The sequence below is a fragment of the Amycolatopsis sp. NPDC003865 genome (assembly GCF_053605345.1).
On record NZ_JBSGJA010000003.1, the window covers coordinates 204803 to 221519 of the forward strand.

Genomic DNA, 16717 nt, shown 5'->3' on the forward strand with positions numbered 1-16717 from the left:
GTGACCTGGACCATCGCCGGGAGCCTCACCGTCGTTCCCGCCCCCACGCGTACTGACCTGCTCGCCGAGCCCGTCGCCAAGGCGCTGGCCGCGCTCGCCGACCCGGATGCCGTCGGCGTCGCGGAGATCGACCCCTCGCTGGCCGACACCGCCGCCTTCTGCGAGGCCTACGGCTCGCCGCTGGAGGCGTCCGCCAACTGCGTCGTCGTCGCCGGCAAACGCGCCGGCGAAGTCCGCTTCGCGGCCGCGCTCGTGCTCGCCACCACCCGCGCCGACGTCAACGGCGTCATCAAGCGCCGCCTCGACGTCCGCAAGGCCTCCTTCGCGCCGATGGACGAGGCCGTCTCCCTCACCGGCATGGAGTACGGCGGCATCACGCCCGTCGGCCTGCCCGCGGACTGGCCGATCCTGATCGACCAGCGCGTCGCCGACGCGCCCGAGCTCGTCATCGGCAGCGGGATCCGCGGCAGCAAGCTGCTGATCTCCGGCACCGCGCTCGCCTCGCTGCCCGGCGCCGAGGTCATCGAGGACCTCGCCAAGTGACGTCCGTCTGGCTCCGGTACCTGACCGGTGCCGACATCGACTCGCTCGGCGTCACCGAAGCCGACATCGTCGGCGCGGTCGAGGACGTGCTCGCCGACCACGGCCGCGGTCAGGTCGTCTTCGAGCCGCGTACGCACCTCGTGCCGGACAACGGCGGCAAGGGCCACTTCAACATCCTCCGCGGACACTTGTCCGCGAAGCAGGTCAGCGGCGTGAAGGTCGTCGGTGACTTCGTGGGGAACTTCGAACGGGGCCTCCCTTCGGAAATGGCGTTGATCCTGCTGCTGGACCCGGACACCGGCATGCCGCGGGCCATCGTCGACGGCACGATGATCACCGAGGCCCGCACCGGCGCGATGACCGCCGTCGGCGCGAAGTACCTCGCCCGCCCGGACTCCCGGGTGCTCGGGCACATCGGTGCCCGCGGCACCGCCTGGTGGAACGTCGTCCTCCTCGACTCGTTGTTCGACTTCGCCGAAATCCGCGTGACCAGCAAGCGCCCGGAGTCCCGCGAGGACTTCGGCCGCCGGCTCTCCGAGCGGCTCGGCAAGGACGTCCGCGTCTGCGCCACGGCCGAGGAGACCCTGGACGGCGCGGACATCCAGGTCGAGGCCTCCCGGCTGGTCGAACCCGAGGCGCTGGTGCGCCGCGAGTTCCTCCGGCCGGGCACCTTCCTGGTGCCCTACGGCACGATCAGCGCGCTGGAGCTCACGCTGCTCGACGACATCGACAAGGTCGTCGTCGACGACTGGCGCGAATCACAGTCCGGCAACCCGCGGTTCGGCGCCCTGCGCCCGCAGCTCAACGCCGGCCTCCTCACCGCGGACGGGGTCCACGCCGAGATCGGCGACGTCGTGGCCGGGAAGAAGCCGGGCCGCGAGCACGACGCCGAACGGATCCTGTTCTGGCACCGCGGACTGTCCACAACGGACGTAGCGGTGGCGAACATGATCCTCGCCCGTGCCGAGGCTTCCGGCGTCGGCACCATGCTGCCGTACCGATGATCATCGACGGAAGCCAGTTCGCCGACAGTGAACGGTTGGTTCTGGACAAAGCGCTGGTCACAGCGTTGCGAGAGCGCCGGAATGCGCTCTTGACGGCGCTCGAAAGCCGCGAAAAGCCCGTCTACGGCGTCAACACCGGCATGGGCCGCCTCGCCGGTGTCGCCCTCGACGCGCGGCAGCAGGCCGAGCACCAGCGGAACCTGCTGATCGGCCGCGCGGTCGGCGGCCCGCCGTGGCTCCCGCCGGAGGACGTCCGCGCACTGCTTCTGGTGCGGTTGCGGGACTTCCTGCAACCGTGGTCTGGGGTGAGCGCCGAGCTGGTGCAGTTCCTGGTGGACCGCCTGAACGACCGGTTCACGCCCGCCGTGCCGCGCGGCGGGCTCGGCAGCTCGGGCGAGATCATCCCGCTGTCGCACGCTTTCCAGACGTTCCTGGGCATCGGCACGGTCCTCGAAGACGGCGTCGAAACCCCCGCGGCGGACGCACTCGCTCGCCGAGGCGCCGAGCCGTACGTGTTGGGGCCCAAGGAAGGCGCTTCGCTGCTTCAGGGTTCTCCGCTGGCTGTGATGCACGCGCAACGCGGGTGGGGCGAAGCGCGGCAGCTCATCCAGCTGCAGACGCTCACCGAGGCGATGGCGATCGACGTCCTCGGTGCGCCGCGCGAGGTGTTCGCCCCGGTCATGGCGGGCGGCGACGACCACCTGCGGCGGCTGCTGGAAGCCCTGACCGGGATGGTGGGCGCGGGTCCCGTGCGCGCCGACGTCGTGCAGGCGCCGCTTTCCGTGCGGGTCGCGCCGCGAGCGCTGGCGCACGCCTCCCGCGTGAACACCGAACTGCACGAGACGGTCGAGCGCTGGCAGACGATGCCGGGAGACTCGCCGTCGTTCGTCGAAGGGGAGTTCCTCCCGGGGACGGCTTACCACGCGGTGGACCTCGGCCTGCGCATGGACGCGGTGACGGCGGCCCTGGCCCACCTCGGCGAGATCTCGGTGCAGCGGATGCACCGCCTGCTCGACGAGCGCTTCAGCGGCCTCCCACCGCAGCTCACGGCCGACCCGGGGCCGCGGGCGGGACTGGTGCCGCTGCACAAGCGGGCGGTCGGCGAGCTGCACGCGCTGCGGCGGCTCGCGGGCCCCGCGACGCTCGGTTCGATCGACACCTCGGCCGGCCAAGAGGACGTGCAAGCGTTTGCGTGGGCCGCGGGGGAGCAGCTGCGCGCGGCCGCGACGCACCTCTTCGCGATCACGGCGTGCGAGCTGGTCACCGGATCGCAGGCGCGGTACCTGGCGTCCGACGGGGTGCCGGGGCTGGGTGCGGCTTACGAGTGGGTGCGGTCGGTGGTGCCGCCGGTGGAGGAGGACCGGCCGCTGGGGCCGGAGGTCGAGCGGCTGGCCGCTGCTTGTCGTAAGAGCGTCTTCGGCAGCTTGCTGACGCTGAGGCGATAGCGAGGGAAGCGGCTAAAGTTGCGCACAAGCGCATGTTGCCTGCGCTGCGCAACGCGCAATATTGGTAAAAGTTGCCTCAAAATCAAAGTTGCCTGCGTCGCGCAACTGGCTAAATGAGGCAACTTTGACTTGTTGCCTTGGTTGATCCTGTGAAACGATCGCCCCGTGTCAGACGAACAAGCACCAGGTCAGAGTAGTCGCAACAGCCTTGCGGCGGGCTTGGCCACACTTGAGCAGCTGCTGGGGCGCGGCTGGACCGTGACGCAACTCACGGTCGACGACAGCCGGCCGGCTGTGTTCGACGCGCGGGTCCAGGTCACACCGCCGGACAGTAGTCCGTATGTCGAGCTGCTCGTCGATGTACGGGATGGGCACTTCAGCCCGCGAGACGTCCTGGAGCGGACTGTTCCCATGGTCAACTTGCTCAGGCAGGCGCGGGCGAATTCCGTCCTGATCGTCATCTCGCCGTGGTTGAGTCCTCGCGTACAGGAGGTGCTCCGGGAGCACGACATCGCCTATTTGGACCTGACCGGCAATGTCTCGCTGACGGTGACCTATCCGGCCATCCGCATCTACACCCAAGGTGCCGTGCGAGCACCGAAGGACCTCTCGGCGCCCTCGCGAAGAATTACGTTGGCGGGTCCGCGGGCTGGGCGGATAGTCCGGTTTCTTGCCGACTACCTGCCCCCGTACCGCGCAAGTCAGATCGCCGACCGGGCGAACGTGAGTCCACCTTGGGTGTCACGGCTGCTCGGTCAACTCGAGGACCAGCTGCTGATTCGCCGCGACGGCCGCGAGATCGTCGAAGTTCGATGGCCGGACTTGTTACGCGCTCGGGCGGAAAGCTACAGCCTGCTGCGGCCAGGGGGATATTTCCCGATGGTTGCGCCGAGTGGTGCCTCGGGTGTGATGCGGCTGCTGCGGGATATTCCGCCTCCTTCAGGTGAAGGCGACTCGAATATCGCTGTGACGGGCCCGTATGCGGCCCGTGCGATTGCGCCGTATGCGGTCGGCGGCCAATTGATGCTGTATGTCGATCATTATCCGCACGTGGTTGATCGGTGGGTGGAGCAGCTGGGGTTGTTGCCCGTTGACGAGGGAGCAGACGTCCTTCTGATTCAAGCTCCCGACGCGTCGGTATTCGACCGCTATCGGCTCGTGGATGGTGTCGCGCACGTTGCACACAGTCAGCTCGTCATCGACAGTCTTGCCGGCAGCGGCCGCATGCCGGCGGAGGGCGAGATGGTGCTCAAGTCGATGATCGACGACGAAGGCTGGCGCCGTCCATTGGAGCCGTGAGGTTCGGGGATCGCATACCCGGTACGCTGTTCGGTCTTGACGAAGTGGAGAAAGCGTGTCGAAGAAGCCGGCTGACGTTGAGGACGGGCAGCTCAACATCGTGGCCCGGCGAGTGCTGCTCGATGGCCTGACTGCACTGGAGGGGCAACTGCAGGCAGTAACCGTAGTGGGCGCCCAGGCGATTTATCTGCGTACTCCTCAAGTGCCCTTGGCGACTTCGGCATTCACCTCGGACGGTGACCTGAGCCTCGACCCGCAGCTGGTGCAGGATGAGCCGCTGATAGCGGAGGCACTCCGGGCAGCCGGGTTCGAACTGATGAATCCGGACCAGCCTGGGTTGTGGGCGCGTCCGGAGGACATTCCTGGTCTGGATGAGCCCGTTTCGATCGAACTCGACCTCCTGGTCGGCGAGACGTTGGCACCCAAAAAGGGAACCCGCGCGGCACGGATACCGCCCCACGACCCGAAGACGGCGAAGAAAGTACCGGGGCTCGAGGTTTCTGCGGTCGATCGGTCACCGATGACGGTCACGGCGCTGGAGGACAGCGATTCCAGGGCGATATCCGTCAATGTTGCAGGACCGGCCGCGCTGCTCGTGGCCAAGGCCCACAAGATTCACGATCGACTCGAACAGCAAGCGAAACGTCCCGACCGGCTGACCGACAAGGACGCGGCAGATGTCTATCGCATCATGGTCGCAGTTCCGGTGGCGGAAGTTGCCGCGGTCTTCGACAAGCTGCTGGCCGACGATCGCGTCGGTGAGGTGACTACGAGAGGGCTGGCGTATCTCCGAGATCAGTTTGGCGGAGCGGACGCACCTGGAGTTCGCATGGCGGTTACAGCACTGGCCGGGGATGTCGAGGAGCGGCGCATCCGGGCGGTCATGCCTGCCTACCTCAGCCGGTTGCCTGCTGCGCACTGACGGTCCCGAGGGCCGGCGATTCGGCTAGCCGGTGATTTCGCCGAAGTGGCGCCATGCTTCGGGTGACACGGTAAGCGTGCCGGACGCCGGGGCCTTCGAGTCCCGCACCGCGACCGAGCCAGGCGTGAAAGCGACCTCGACACAATCGCCCTGCTGGCCATCGCCGCTGCTGTAGCTGCTCTTCCGCCAGCGCAGTTCGGACACGGTCGTTCGCCTCCAGTCAGATCTCGGCGATCACCTGCCGGACCAGCCGAATGGAGTCCGGCTCGTCGTACGCAAGATCGGCGAGGTGGCGGAAAGCCAGCCTAGCAGCGTTGACTTCCTTGGGTTTCTCGAACTGGAGCGACCCGAAACCGTGCTCGATGTAGGCGATGTCCGGCTCCCGCAGGCGCGGGTAGCTGAGGATCGTGAAGCTGCCATTCCGACCGGAGTGGCTGCCGTGGTTGATCGGCACGACCTGCACCGTGACGTTGGGCAGCTCCGCGCATTTGACGATGTGTTCGAGCTGCGCGCACTGCTCATCCGGGAGCAGGTCGGGGCGCCGGAGCACGGACTCGTCGATGATGGCGTGAAGGGTGAGCGGCTCGTCGTCGGTGAGCCGGGTCTGGCGGCGCAGGCGCACTGCGATCTCGTTTTCCAGCCGACGACCGGACAGCGGGTCCCGCGCGCCGGCGAACGTGGCGCGCATCCCGGCTTCGGTCTGCAACAGGCCGGGCACGAAGCCGAGCTGGTAGGTGCGAACTTCGTCGGCGTCGGCCTCCAGCGCGACGTAGCCACGATCGTCGAGGCCGTAGGCGTGCCACCAGCCTTTCTCCCAAGCGCGGTCGTACTGGCGGACCCAGTCGTCGTAGTCCGACACGATCACGCCATAACGATCCAGGAGCGCCAGGAAGCCGTTGTAGTCCGGTAGGTGACCCAGCTCGATCCGGCTCATCTTGTTCTTGTTGAACCGCATGGGCTCGCCGGCTTCGACCTGCGTCAGGCCGGCGTCCTCGCGCAGCCGTCTGAGCTTGTTCGCGAGCAGGCGCTTGCGGGCGTTGGGCTTCGGCCGGTCCATGCACGGATCGTAAGACGCGACTGCGCAGGGTGAGATTCCTACGACTCGCGGCGGGCGTTCTGCAGGGCCAGACCTCGGGGTGTGGCCAAACGGGTGATCAGCGCGAAGAGACCGTCGCACACGAGCGCCAGGACGACCGCGGCCACGCCGCCCGCGAAGATCTCGCCGTAGCCCGACGCGCCGAGCGCGAAGCCGTCGACGATGTAGCGGCCGAGGCCGCCGCCGTCGTTGACGATCGCGCCGATCGCGACCGTCGCGATCAGCTGGAGGAACGACACCCGCGCGCCGGCCAGGATCACCGGGGAGGCCAGCGGCAGTTCGAGCCGGAGCATGATCTGCCACTCGCGGTAGCCCGTGCCGCGGGCCGCGTCGACCGTCTCCTGCTCCAGCGACACCACACCCGCGTACGTGTTCGTGAACAGCGGCGGCATCGCCAGCGCCACCAAGGCCAGCAGCAACGGCCAGAACGTCGTGTCGAACTCCCAGCGGCTGGCCAGGAACCAGAACAGGATGATCAGGCCGAAGCTGGGGATCGCCCGGCCGATGTTCACCGCGCTGCTCGCGAGGAACGCGCCCTTGCGGTAGTGGGCGAGCCACAACGCGGCCGGGATCGTCAGGACGGCCGCGATCACCAGCGCCAGCAACGAAAACCTGAGGTGCTCCACCGTCCGGTACGGGATGCCGGCCTTGTCCGTCCAGCTCCAGCGGTTCGGGTCCGCGAGCCACGCGTTCAGCTGGTCGAGGAAGCTCATCGCGCCCGCACCTTCCGCGTCCACGGCGCCAGCAGGCGCTCGCTGAACCACAGGACGAGGTCGACGACCACCGCCAGCGCCACCGACAGCACCACGCCGACGATGATCTCCGTCGGGTTGGGCGTCGCCGTCTGGATGCCCGCGCGGATGAAGTAGCCCAGGCCGCCGAGGCCGAGCATCGACGTCACCGTCACCAGGCCGATCGTCGTCACCGCGGCGACGCGCAGCCCGGCGATCACCACCGGCAGCGCGAGCGGGAGCTCGATCTGCCAGAGCAGCTTGCCGCGCGTGTACCCCATGCCGACCGCGGCTTCGCGCACCTCGTTCGGCACTTGGTCGACACCCGTGACGATGTTGCGGACCAGGATCAGCAGCGTGTACGTCGCTAGCGGGATCATCGCGGTGAGGAACGTCAGCCCGAAGAACGGCACCAGCACGGCGAACGCGCCCAGGCTCGGGATCACGTACAGCGCCCCGGCCGCGCTCAGGATGAAGCCGTAGGACCAGCGGTACCGCAGTGAGAGCACCGCGAGCGCGATCGAGACGACCAGCCCGGCGCCGAGCGCGGCGGCGGTCAGCGAGATGTGTTCGCCGAGGCGCTGGACGATGTCGTCCGCGTTGCGGTCCACCCACTTCCACTGGAAGATCGGGGGCCCGCTATCGGCGGCCAGCGGGGTCACGTGCACCTGGTGACCCTACCCCGTTTGGCGGGGACTCATTCCGAAATCTGGGAATTCGAGTGCTTTTCTCTCAACATATGGGCGCGTGTCGGTGGGCGGGGCTAGGGTCCTTTCGTCTGTTCGAGTGACGAAGGAGTGGGGATTCGTGCGCTGGTTCCGGAACGCGTCCGTGGTGGCGGTGGCCGTCGCTGCGGCGCTCGGCTTGGCCGCCTGTGGTGGTGGCAGCGACAGCGGTGACAAGCCCGCCGCGCAGAGCAAGGGCGGGGCGCCGATCGTCGTCGCGTCCTTCAACTTCACCGACAGCCAGATCCTCGCCGAGATCTACGCCCAGGCCCTGGAGGCCAAGGGCTATCCGGTGACGCGCAAGCTGAACCTCGGGTCGCGGGAGCTGATCTACCCGTCGCTGAAGTCCGGTGAGCTGCAGTTCATCCCCGAGTACCAGGGCGCGGCGATCACCACCGGCTTCGGCAAGGAGGCGGGCAAGACCGCGCAGGAGGAGCACGAGCAGCTGGCCAAGCTGTTCGAGCCGAGCGGCGTCGGCCTGCTGAACTTCGCCGCGGCCGAGGACAAGAACACCTACATCGTCAAGTCCGACCTGGCCAAGGAAAAGGGCATCGCGTCCATCAGCGACCTGAAGAAGCTGGACAAGGTCGTCATGGCGGGGCCGCCGGAGTGCGAGAAGCGGCTGCCGTGCTTCCTGGGCTTCAAGGACGTCTACAAGCTCACCAACGCGACCTTCCAGACGATCCAGGAAGCCGGGCCGCGGGTCGAGCAGCTGAAGTCCGGTGCCGTCACGGTCATCCCGGTCGACTCGGTCAGCCCGCTGACCGGCGACTCGAACTACACGGTGCTCAAGGACGACCTGAACATCGTGCCGACCGAGAACGTCGTGCCGGCGGTGAACAAGAAGGTGCTCGACGAGCGCGGCGCCGACTTCGCGAACGCGGTGAACGCCGTGAGCGCGAAGCTGACGACGGACGTGATGCGAGACCTGAACAAGCGCGTCGACTCCGACGGTGAGAAGGCGGCCGACGTCGCGAAGGACTGGCTTTCGCAGGCCGGTCTCTAAGCGGTTCCGCGCACGACCCAGGCTCGGGCCGAAAGCGGGATCGAGCCGTCGGAGTTCGTCGGCAGGCGGCTGCGCAGGAGCTCACGGATCTGGTTCCGGCGTGCCTCGGGAAGAGTCGCGAGGTACGCCGGGGCCGGGCCCTGCGCGCCGAGGAACGGCTGCCAGTAGTCGTCGAAGTCCCGGAACACCGCCGGGATCTTGATCTCTCCCACGGACACCCCGGCGAAGCCCGCTTCGGTCCACAAGCGGCCGAAGGGTTCCGGGCGGCACAGCGGGAACTCGCGGCCTTCGTGCCGGTCCGCGATCCCCGGGTCCAGCTCGGTCGCGGTGTCCCAGAAGAGGCGGATGATCTCCATCCCCTCCGCGAGGTCCCACAGGTACGCCGCCGCGAGTCCACCCGGGACGGTCACCCTGGCGATCTCGGCCGCCGCGGCGGCCGGGTCCGGGACGAAGTTCAAGACCAGCCCGGACACCGTCACATCGAACCGGTCGTCGGGGAACGGCAGCGACTGCGCGTCGGCCACCTCGAACGAAGCCCGCGGGTCCGTCACCGAGCCGCGGGCCGTCTTCAGGAAGCCCTCCGAGGGGTCGACGCCCGTCACCTCCGCCGGGTCGGCCGCCGTCAGCACCGCCGAGGTCAGCGCGCCCGTGCCACAGCCGACGTCGAGCCAGCGCCGGCTCGCCGGGACGCCGAGCTGCCGGACGAACGTCTCCGCGATCCGGCGGCTCCACCGTCCGATGTAGGCCTCGTACGCTTCGCCTGACTGCCACATGCCCCCGAGTACAGCACAGAAAACCGCTGGTCAGCCGTTAGCGAGATCACCCGTCGCCGTGTTGCCCGCCGACGTCGCGCGCCGGAGGAAGCCCGCGATCAACGCCAGCTCCTCTTCGCTGTAGCCCGCGCACAGCTCGTCCATCGCGGTGTTCATGCCCGCGTAGAGCCGGAACAGCTCGCCGTTGCGGCCGCGGACCGCGCGGACCGCCACCGCGCGCCGGTCGGCCGCCTCCGGGTCGCGCTCGCGGACGATCCAGCCACCCTTCTGCAGGCGGTCGAGGATGCCGGTCATCGTCGCCGGGTGCAGCCCCGCGCGGCGGGCCAGCGCGCTCGGGCTCAGCGGGCCGTGGCGGGCGATCAGCTCGAGGCAGTCCAGGTCGACGTCCTTGAGCGCCAAGCGGGCGCTGACCTGGTGGTTCAGCAGGGAGAGCTGGTTGCGCAGCTCGCGCAGCGCCTCCTTGACCTCGACCGTCGACCGGCGCCGACGGGTGGCGTCCGGGGTGGCGGTCATGGACCTCAGCCTACTGTGGTCACGATCGGTACCCCGGGCAAAGGAGTGAAATGGGAAAGGTCACGGCCACCGCGGAGCGCACCATCGACGCCCCGGCGGACAAGGTGCGCGCGCTCGTCGCCGACTACGCCGAAACGCGCCCGAAGCTGCTCACCGAGCACTACCGCGACTACGAGGTCACCGAGGGCGGTGTCGGCGCCGGGACCAAGGCCGGCTGGAAGCTGCAGGCGACGTCCAAGCGCGTGCGGGACGTCAAGGCCACCGTCAGCGAGCCGAAGCCGGGCACGCTGGTCGAGACCGACGCGAACTCCAGCATGGTCACCACCTGGACGGTCACCGAAGCGGGTGAGCGCAGTGTCGTGAAGATCGAGACTTCGTGGGACGGTGCTGGTGGCATCGGCGGCTTCTTCGAGAAGACCTTCGCGCCCGGTGGGCTCAAGAAGATCTACGACGGCGTGCTCGGGAAGCTCGCCGAGATCGTGTGACGGCTCACAATCGGAATGTGCGCCCCGGTTAGTAGGTTGCACCCGGAGGAATCCGGGGCGCCTGCCCCGCTTCGACCGACTTGAGGAGTTCGACGGTGAACGCACCCACCCAGGCGACCGAGATCCGGCTCGCTTCCCGCCCGCACGGCGTCCCGACCCACGACAACTTCGAGATCGTGGACACCGAGATCCCCGCCGCGGGCGAGGGCCAGATCCTGGTGCGCAACCTGATCATGAGCGTCGACCCGGCCATGCGCGGCCGCATGCGGGACGTCAAGTCCTACGCGCCGCCGTTCGAGGTCGGCGAGGTCATGTCCGGCGGGGCGGTCGGCGAGGTTGTCGAGTCCCATGTGGACGGTGTCGAGCCGGGTGACCACGTGCTGCACCAGGCCGGCTGGCGCACCCACGCCGTGCTCGACGCGAAGCGGTTCGTCAAGGTGGACGCTTCCGCGGCCCCGCTGTCGACGTACCTCGGCGTGCTCGGCATGCCGGGCCTGACCGCGTACGCGGGCCTGCTGGAGTCGGCGGAGTTCAAGCCGGGCGACACGGTGTTCGTCTCGGGCGCGGCCGGCGCGGTCGGCTCGCTCGTCGGGCAGCTGGCGAAGCTGAAGGGCGCCAAGCGCGTCATCGGCTCGGCGGGTTCGGCGGAGAAGGTCCGCCACCTGATCGACGACCTCGGCTTCGACGCCGCCTTCAACTACAAGGACGGCCCGGTCGCTTCGCAGCTGCACGAAGCGGCGCCGGAGGGCATCGACGTCTACTTCGACAACGTCGGCGGCGAGCACCTCGAAGCCGCGATCGACGCGAGCAACGTGCACGGCCGGATCGCCGTCTGCGGCATGATTTCGCAGTACAACGCCACCGAAGCGACGCCGGCGCCGCGCAACCTCACGCAGATCATCGCCAAGCGCCTCACCATCCGCGGCCTGCTGGTGCTCGACCACTGGGGCCTGCAGCAGCAGTTCGTCACCGAGATCGCGCCGCTGGTCAACTCCGGCGAGATCAAGTACTCGGAGACGTTCGTCGACGGCATCCGCAACGCGCCGGACGCCTTCCTCGGCCTGCTCTCGGGCGCGAACACCGGCAAGATGCTGGTCCGCATCGCCGACTAGAGCAGTTCCGCCAGCTCCGGCAGGGTGGACGCGGTGTAGGTGGGCGCGGGCGAACCGGGCAGCGGGTGGACGCCGGGACGGGTGAGCAACGCCGTCTCCAGGCCCGCCGCCTGGGCGCCCGCGATGTCCCAGCCGTGCGCCGCGACCATCACCGCGCGCTCGCCGGGGTAGGCGGCCAGGACCTGGTGGTACGGCTCGGGCGCGGGCTTGAGGCGCCCGACCTGCTCGGCCGAGAAGATCCGGTCGAGCAGTGCCGCCAGCCCGGCGTTCTGCAGCTGCGCCTCGGCGGTGGCGAGCGGCGAGTTCGTCAGCGCGACGAGGGTGTGGCCCTTCTCGCGCAGCTTCGCCAGGCCGGGTTCGACGTCCGGGTGGGCCGGCATCGACCGCAGGCCCGCGGCGACCTTGGCCAGGTCCACCTCCCGCCCGTGCCGGGCGGCGACTTCGACGGCGGCCGCGCCCGCGATGCCCGCGAAGTCCTGGTAGCCGCCGGCGGCCGTGACGGTCAGGACGGTGTGGATGGCGAGGCCGAACCACTCGCGCCGCAGCTCGGGTCCGCCGACGAGGGGGTCCATCGCGGCCAGGTCGAGCAGGGTCTCGTTGACGTCGAAGACGCACAGCATGGATTCAGTATTGCTGGTTCAACGCCCGTTCGTTGAGGTCCGCGTCCAAGTCCGCCGCGGAGATCGGCAGCGCCAGCTGGTCGCGCAGGATCGTGCCCAACGTCGGTAGCGTCGCGCGGTCCGGCCACGTCGACGGGTCCCACGGCGACGACCGCAGGAACGCCTTCGCGCAGTGCATGTAGAGCTCTTCGACCTCGACGACCACCGCGAGCCTCGGCCGTTTCCCGCGTACCACCAGCGAGTCGAAGAACGGCGCGTCCGACACCAGCCGCGCGCGGCCGTTCACCCGGAGCGTCTCGTTCATCCCCGGGACCAGGAACAGCAGGCCCGCGTGCGGGTTGTCGATGATGTTGCGGAAGCTGTCGACCAGCTTGTTGCCCGGGCGGTCGGCGAGCACCAGCGTCTTGTCGTCGAGCGCCAGGACCGAGTCCGCCGGGTCGCCGCGGGGTGAGACGTCGCAGCTGCCGTCCGGTGCCGACGTGGCCAGCAGCACGAAGGGCGAGTGCGCGATCAGCGTGCGCGCGTGCTCGTCGATGATCCCCATGCGCCCAAGCTAGCGCCCACCACCGACATTCCGGCCCGCGATGGCGACCCGCGCGGCCTCCGACGACTTCTTCACCACCAGGTCGACCGAGTAGCCGTGCTTCACGAAGACGCCGTCGAGCTGGAACGTGCCGTAGCCGTGAGCCTGCGTGAACAGCTGCTCCATCAGCTCCAGCGCCGTCGGCGGGTCCGGCGCGACCACCAGGCAGCGCAGCAGGAACTCGTCGGTCAGCCGCCGGGTCTGCTCGTGCAGCACGACGTGTTCCGGGCCGTGCAGGCCTTCGGCGTAGATGATGTTCATCCCCGCCCGGCGCTCGATCAGGTAGCGCGTGTACGCGCCCGCGGCCGCGGCCAGGGCGTCCACCGGATCCTCGTGCTCGCCGGCCGCCGAAGCGACGCGTTCGGCGAGCTGGCAGGCGATGTTCGCCGCGACCTCGGCCAGCAGGCTCTCGCGGGTGGCGAAGTGCCGGTAGGGCGCGCCCGGGCTGACCTTCGCCCGCCGCGCGACCTCCGCGACCGAGAAGCCGGCCAACCCCTGCTCCGCGATCAAATCCAGGGAGACGCGCACGAGTTCGCCGCGGAGGTCGCCGTGGTGGTACTTGCCGCCCATGACCTGGATCACATCTCTCGTCCGAAATATGTAAGAGCCCTCTTACGTAGACCATGTAAGAGGCCTCTTACGAGGCAACGGTACTTGAAGTTGGAGGGTTCCATGAGCACCACCACGCACGCCATCGCCGCTCCGGCGCCCGGCGCGCCGCTGGCGCCGACCACGATCGAGCGCCGTGACCTGCGTCCGGACGACGTGCTGATCGACATCGCCTACGCCGGCATCTGCCACAGCGACATCCACCAGGCCAAGGAGGACTGGGGCCAGGCGATCTTCCCCATGGTCCCGGGCCACGAGATCGCCGGCGTCGTCGCCGCGGTCGGGTCGGACGTCACGAAGTACCAGGTCGGCGACCGCGTGGGCGTCGGCTGCATGGTCGACTCCTGCGGTGAGTGCGAGTACTGCCTGGCCGGCACCGAGCAGTTCTGCGTCAAGGGCAACGTCCAGACCTACAACGGCGTCGGCTTCGACGGCGAGAACACCTACGGCGGCTACAGCAACCAGATCGTCGTGAAGGACGCCTTCGTCTGCCGCATCCCGGAAGGCATCGACCTCGACGTCGCCGCGCCGCTGCTGTGCGCGGGCATCACCACCTACTCGCCGCTGCACCACTGGGGCGCCGGCCCCGGCAAGAAGGTCGCCGTGATCGGCCTCGGCGGGCTCGGCCACATGGGCGTCAAGATCGCCGCCGCGATGGGCGCCGAGGTGACCGTGCTGAGCCAGAGCCTCAAGAAGCAGGAGGACGGGCTCAAGCTGGGCGCTTCCGAGTACTACGCCACCAGCGACGAGTCGACGTTCGACGTCCTGAAGGGCAAGTTCGACGTCATCCTCAACACCGTCTCGGCCAAGCTGCCGATCGACAGCTACCTCGGCCTGCTGAAGGTCGGCGGCGCGATGGTGAACGTCGGCGCGCCCGGCGAGCCGCTGAACTACAACGCCTTCTCGCTGCTGGGCGGCAACAAGGTGCTGGCCGGCTCGATGATCGGCGGCATCGCCGAGACCCAGGAGATGCTGGACTTCTGCGCGGAGCACGGCATCGGCGCGGAGATCGAGACGATCTCGGCCGACCAGGTGAACGAGGCGTACGAGCGCGTCGAGAACTCCGACGTCCGCTACCGCTTCGTCATCGACGCCAAGACGATCGGCGCCTGAGGAAGAGCACGGCAACCGCGTCAGAACACCACTGTCCGGTTGCCGTGCACCAGCACCCGGTTCTCCAGGTGCCAGCGCAGGCCGCGGGCCAGCGTCACCTTCTCGATGTCGCGGCCCTTGCGGACCATGTCCTCGACCGAGTCGCCGTGGTCGACGCGGATGACGTCCTGCTCGATGATCGGGCCCGCGTCGAGGTCCGCCGTCACGTAGTGGCACGTCGCGCCGACCAGCTTCACGCCGCGCGTGTGGGCCTGGTGGTACGGCTTCGCGCCGATGAACGACGGCAGGAAGCTGTGGTGGATGTTGATCGCCCGGCCGGCCCACTCGCGGCACAGGTCGGCCGGGAGGATCTGCATGAACCGGGCCAGCACCACCGCGTGCGGGTCGTGCTCGTCGACCAGCTTGCGGACCTGCTCGAACGCTTCTTCCTTGCCCCCGGCCGGGAACGGCACGTGGTGGAACGGGATGCCGTGCGCGCGGGTGATGTCCGCGAGGGACTCGTGGTTGCCGATCACCGCCGCGATGTCGACGTCCAGCTCGCCGGACGCGACCCGGCCGAGCAGGTCGTAGAGGCAGTGCCCGGCCTTCGAAACGAGGACCACCGCCCGCCGCCGCTCACCGGTGTCGCTGACCTGCCAGTTCGACTCCGCCGAGAGGTCCGCGGCCACTTCGGCGAACCGGGCGCGCAGCCCGTCGGCGTCGAACGGCAGCGAGTCGGCCCGGACGACCTGGCGGGTGAAGAACCAGCCGGTGTCCGGGTCGGTGTGGTAGGCCGCCTCGACGATCCAGCCGCCGTGCTCGGCGAGGAACCCGGAGATCCGGGCGATGATGCCGGTGCGGTCGGGGCAGCCGAAGGTGATGACGTAGCGGCGTTCGGGAGCGGTCACGACGGCATTCTCCCCCGCGCCGGTCAGACCGCCGGGAGCCGGTCCCCGCTGATCGCCGCCTGGTGAGGGCGGCCGTACAGCGCCCGGTAGACGTCGTCGGCTTCGCCGGACACCTCGGTCGCCGGGGTGCCGACGGTCCACGTCCGCTCCGGCGTCGTGACCCGCACGCCGACGGTCAAGCCGCGGCGCGGGACGAGGTAGGTCAGGAACTCGTCGATGCCGTCGCCGGCGAACTCGGGGGAGAAGCGGGTCCGCGCCGGGTCGGGGAGGGCGGATTCGGCGTCGAGGCGGTGGATCGCCGTTTCGTGCGCCATCCGGCGGGTCCAGTCGCCGACCGTCACGGCGAAGCCCGGGTACGGCGAGAACGCGGGGGCTCCGGGGTCCCGGCCCAGTGCTTCGCGCAGGGCCAGGCGCTGGCCGTCCCACCAGCCGAGGACGTCGTCCCACGCCGGCGGCGGAGCCGGCTCGGCCGGCCGGTTCACCGCGAGGCCCACGACCAGGCCGTGCACGAACGCGATGTGCGTCACCAGGTCATGGACAGTCCACTTCGGACAGTTCGGCACCTTCGCCGCCGGACCCGCCTTCAGCGCCGCCCGCTTCAGCGCGTCCGCGTGGACGTCGATCGCTTCGAGCATGCGCCGACCGTAGCCGCCTTCCCGCTTCGATGGCGAAGACCAGGCCCAAGCCGAGGCTGAACGACAGCAGCAAGCCCTTCACCGGCTCGTCGGCGAAGGCGGCGCCGCCGGCCAGGCCGATCAGCACGCTGTACACCGCCCAGATCGCCGCGCCGGCCAGGTCGAGCGGGACGAACCGGCGCAGCGGGTAGCCGAGGCTGCCGTTCGCGAGCGCGCTGGCGACGCGGCCGCCGGGCAGGTACCGCGCGGCGACGATCAGCAGCCCGCCGTTGCGCCGCACCTGGTCACGGGCCCATGCGTACCGCCGGTGCCCGTCGGCGCCGCGCTGCAGCCGCGCGATGGCCCGCGGCCCGGCGAGCCGGCCGACGGCGTACCCGAGGCAGTCACCGGCCCACGCGCCGGTCGCGGCGACGGCGGCGAGCAGCGTCAGGTCCGCGAGATCGGGCCCGAGCAGCACCGCGACGGTGACGACGGTCGTCTCGCTCGGCATGAACGGCAGCAGCGCGTCCAGCCCCGACACGGCGAAGACGAGCACCCACAGCCACGGCGAGCCGAGCGCGCCGCGCAGCAGCTCGGTGACGTGCCCCAGGAGTTCCACGGTTCAATGGTGATCACC

At 69.3% G+C, this 16717-nt stretch carries 21 protein-coding genes; 9 read left to right on the forward strand and 12 right to left on the reverse strand.

Annotated features, from left to right (window positions below):
• The 5 genes from ACWEVP_RS09560 to ACWEVP_RS09580 all read left to right on the forward strand — a co-directional run bounded on the left by ACWEVP_RS09560 (nucleotide 1) and on the right by ACWEVP_RS09580 (nucleotide 5213).
• Nucleotides 1–543 (forward strand): YbaK/EbsC family protein, encoded by a 543-nt coding sequence (locus ACWEVP_RS09560; protein WP_452062146.1) that lies wholly within the window; start codon nucleotides 1–3, stop codon nucleotides 541–543.
• Nucleotides 540–1547, forward strand: a complete 1008-nt coding sequence (locus tag ACWEVP_RS09565; protein ID WP_452062147.1) for an ornithine cyclodeaminase family protein — start codon at nucleotides 540–542, stop codon at nucleotides 1545–1547. The genes ACWEVP_RS09560 and ACWEVP_RS09565 overlap by 4 nt, the downstream gene beginning before the upstream one ends.
• Entirely contained in the window at nucleotides 1544–2992 is a 1449-nt protein-coding gene (locus ACWEVP_RS09570) for an aromatic amino acid lyase (protein ID WP_452062148.1), read from the forward strand. Before ACWEVP_RS09565 ends, ACWEVP_RS09570 begins: the two co-directional genes overlap by 4 nt.
• Before the next feature lie 165 nt (nucleotides 2993–3157).
• The gene (locus tag ACWEVP_RS09575) at nucleotides 3158–4291 is read left to right on the forward strand and encodes a helix-turn-helix domain-containing protein (RefSeq protein WP_452062149.1); all 1134 of its coding nucleotides are present in this window, start codon (nucleotides 3158–3160) and stop codon (nucleotides 4289–4291) included.
• 55 nt (nucleotides 4292–4346) lie between these two features.
• Nucleotides 4347–5213 carry a hypothetical protein gene (locus tag ACWEVP_RS09580; protein ID WP_452062150.1) on the forward strand — a complete coding sequence of 289 codons (867 nt, stop codon included), beginning with the start codon at nucleotides 4347–4349 and terminating at the stop codon, nucleotides 5211–5213.
• Nucleotides 5214–5237: 24 nt separating this feature from the next.
• Here ACWEVP_RS09580 and ACWEVP_RS09585 read toward each other — a convergent pair whose 3' ends face one another.
• From ACWEVP_RS09585 to ACWEVP_RS09600, 4 genes are read right to left on the reverse strand one after another with little or no spacing between them, the layout of a single operon-like run.
• Entirely contained in the window at nucleotides 5238–5417 is a 180-nt protein-coding gene (locus ACWEVP_RS09585) for a DUF397 domain-containing protein (protein WP_452062151.1), read from the reverse strand.
• Nucleotides 5418–5433: 16 nt separating this feature from the next.
• Nucleotides 5434–6270: a helix-turn-helix domain-containing protein gene (locus ACWEVP_RS09590; RefSeq protein WP_452062152.1), complete on the reverse strand. Its 837-nt coding sequence runs from the start codon at nucleotides 6268–6270 to the stop codon at nucleotides 5434–5436.
• Nucleotides 6271–6308: 38 nt separating this feature from the next.
• Entirely contained in the window at nucleotides 6309–7022 is a 714-nt protein-coding gene (locus ACWEVP_RS09595) for an ABC transporter permease (RefSeq protein ID WP_452062153.1), read from the reverse strand.
• Complete coding sequence (locus ACWEVP_RS09600) at nucleotides 7019–7708, reverse strand: ABC transporter permease (RefSeq protein ID WP_452062154.1); 690 nt, start codon at nucleotides 7706–7708, stop codon at nucleotides 7019–7021. The genes ACWEVP_RS09595 and ACWEVP_RS09600 overlap by 4 nt, the downstream gene beginning before the upstream one ends.
• A gap of 139 nt (nucleotides 7709–7847) precedes the next feature.
• Here ACWEVP_RS09600 and ACWEVP_RS09605 point away from each other — a divergent pair, with 139 nt between their 5' ends.
• The gene (locus ACWEVP_RS09605; protein ID WP_452062155.1) at nucleotides 7848–8771 is read left to right on the forward strand and encodes an ABC transporter substrate-binding protein; all 924 of its coding nucleotides are present in this window, start codon (nucleotides 7848–7850) and stop codon (nucleotides 8769–8771) included.
• Here the strand turns inward: ACWEVP_RS09605 and ACWEVP_RS09610 are convergent.
• Both ACWEVP_RS09610 and ACWEVP_RS09615 read right to left on the reverse strand, forming a co-directional pair.
• Nucleotides 8768–9544, reverse strand: coding sequence for a class I SAM-dependent methyltransferase (locus ACWEVP_RS09610; RefSeq protein WP_452062156.1), 777 nt, complete (start codon nucleotides 9542–9544; stop codon nucleotides 8768–8770). The two genes, ACWEVP_RS09605 and ACWEVP_RS09610, sit on opposite strands and share 4 nt — an antisense overlap.
• Before the next feature lie 30 nt (nucleotides 9545–9574).
• Nucleotides 9575–10057 carry a MarR family transcriptional regulator gene (locus tag ACWEVP_RS09615; RefSeq protein ID WP_452062157.1) on the reverse strand — a complete coding sequence of 161 codons (483 nt, stop codon included), beginning with the start codon at nucleotides 10055–10057 and terminating at the stop codon, nucleotides 9575–9577.
• 50 nt (nucleotides 10058–10107) lie between these two features.
• Between ACWEVP_RS09615 and ACWEVP_RS09620 the strand changes: the two genes are divergently transcribed.
• Nucleotides 10108–10542, forward strand: a complete 435-nt coding sequence (locus ACWEVP_RS09620) for an SRPBCC family protein (RefSeq protein ID WP_452062158.1) — start codon at nucleotides 10108–10110, stop codon at nucleotides 10540–10542.
• Nucleotides 10543–10637: 95 nt separating this feature from the next.
• Nucleotides 10638–11654, forward strand: coding sequence for an NADP-dependent oxidoreductase (locus ACWEVP_RS09625; protein WP_452062159.1), 1017 nt, complete (start codon nucleotides 10638–10640; stop codon nucleotides 11652–11654).
• Here the strand turns inward: ACWEVP_RS09625 and ACWEVP_RS09630 are convergent.
• Genes ACWEVP_RS09630 through ACWEVP_RS09640 form a run of 3 tightly spaced genes read right to left on the reverse strand, consistent with a single transcriptional unit; the run spans nucleotide 11651 to nucleotide 13439 of the window.
• Entirely contained in the window at nucleotides 11651–12274 is a 624-nt protein-coding gene (locus ACWEVP_RS09630) for a haloacid dehalogenase type II (RefSeq protein WP_452062160.1), read from the reverse strand. The two genes, ACWEVP_RS09625 and ACWEVP_RS09630, sit on opposite strands and share 4 nt — an antisense overlap.
• Nucleotides 12275–12278: 4 nt before the next feature.
• Nucleotides 12279–12818, reverse strand: a complete 540-nt coding sequence (locus tag ACWEVP_RS09635) for an MSMEG_1061 family FMN-dependent PPOX-type flavoprotein (protein ID WP_452062161.1) — start codon at nucleotides 12816–12818, stop codon at nucleotides 12279–12281.
• Between the two features lie 9 nt (nucleotides 12819–12827).
• Entirely contained in the window at nucleotides 12828–13439 is a 612-nt protein-coding gene (locus tag ACWEVP_RS09640; RefSeq protein WP_452062162.1) for a TetR/AcrR family transcriptional regulator, read from the reverse strand.
• Nucleotides 13440–13529: 90 nt separating this feature from the next.
• Between ACWEVP_RS09640 and ACWEVP_RS09645 the strand changes: the two genes are divergently transcribed.
• Nucleotides 13530–14579, forward strand: a complete 1050-nt coding sequence (locus ACWEVP_RS09645; protein WP_452062163.1) for an NAD(P)-dependent alcohol dehydrogenase — start codon at nucleotides 13530–13532, stop codon at nucleotides 14577–14579.
• Between the two features lie 20 nt (nucleotides 14580–14599).
• Here the strand turns inward: ACWEVP_RS09645 and purU are convergent, their stop codons facing one another.
• Genes purU through ACWEVP_RS09660 form a run of 3 tightly spaced genes read right to left on the reverse strand, consistent with a single transcriptional unit; the run spans nucleotide 14600 to nucleotide 16699 of the window.
• Nucleotides 14600–15466: a formyltetrahydrofolate deformylase gene (gene purU, locus ACWEVP_RS09650; protein ID WP_452062164.1), complete on the reverse strand. Its 867-nt coding sequence runs from the start codon at nucleotides 15464–15466 to the stop codon at nucleotides 14600–14602.
• A 23-nt stretch (nucleotides 15467–15489) separates the two neighbouring features.
• Nucleotides 15490–16101 carry a maleylpyruvate isomerase family mycothiol-dependent enzyme gene (locus ACWEVP_RS09655; RefSeq protein WP_452062165.1) on the reverse strand — a complete coding sequence of 204 codons (612 nt, stop codon included), beginning with the start codon at nucleotides 16099–16101 and terminating at the stop codon, nucleotides 15490–15492.
• A complete protein-coding gene (locus ACWEVP_RS09660) occupies nucleotides 15998–16699 on the reverse strand; it encodes a DedA family protein (protein ID WP_452062166.1) in 702 nt (233 codons plus the stop codon). Before ACWEVP_RS09660 ends, ACWEVP_RS09655 begins: the two co-directional genes overlap by 104 nt.
• Nucleotides 16700–16717 lie beyond the last annotated feature (18 nt).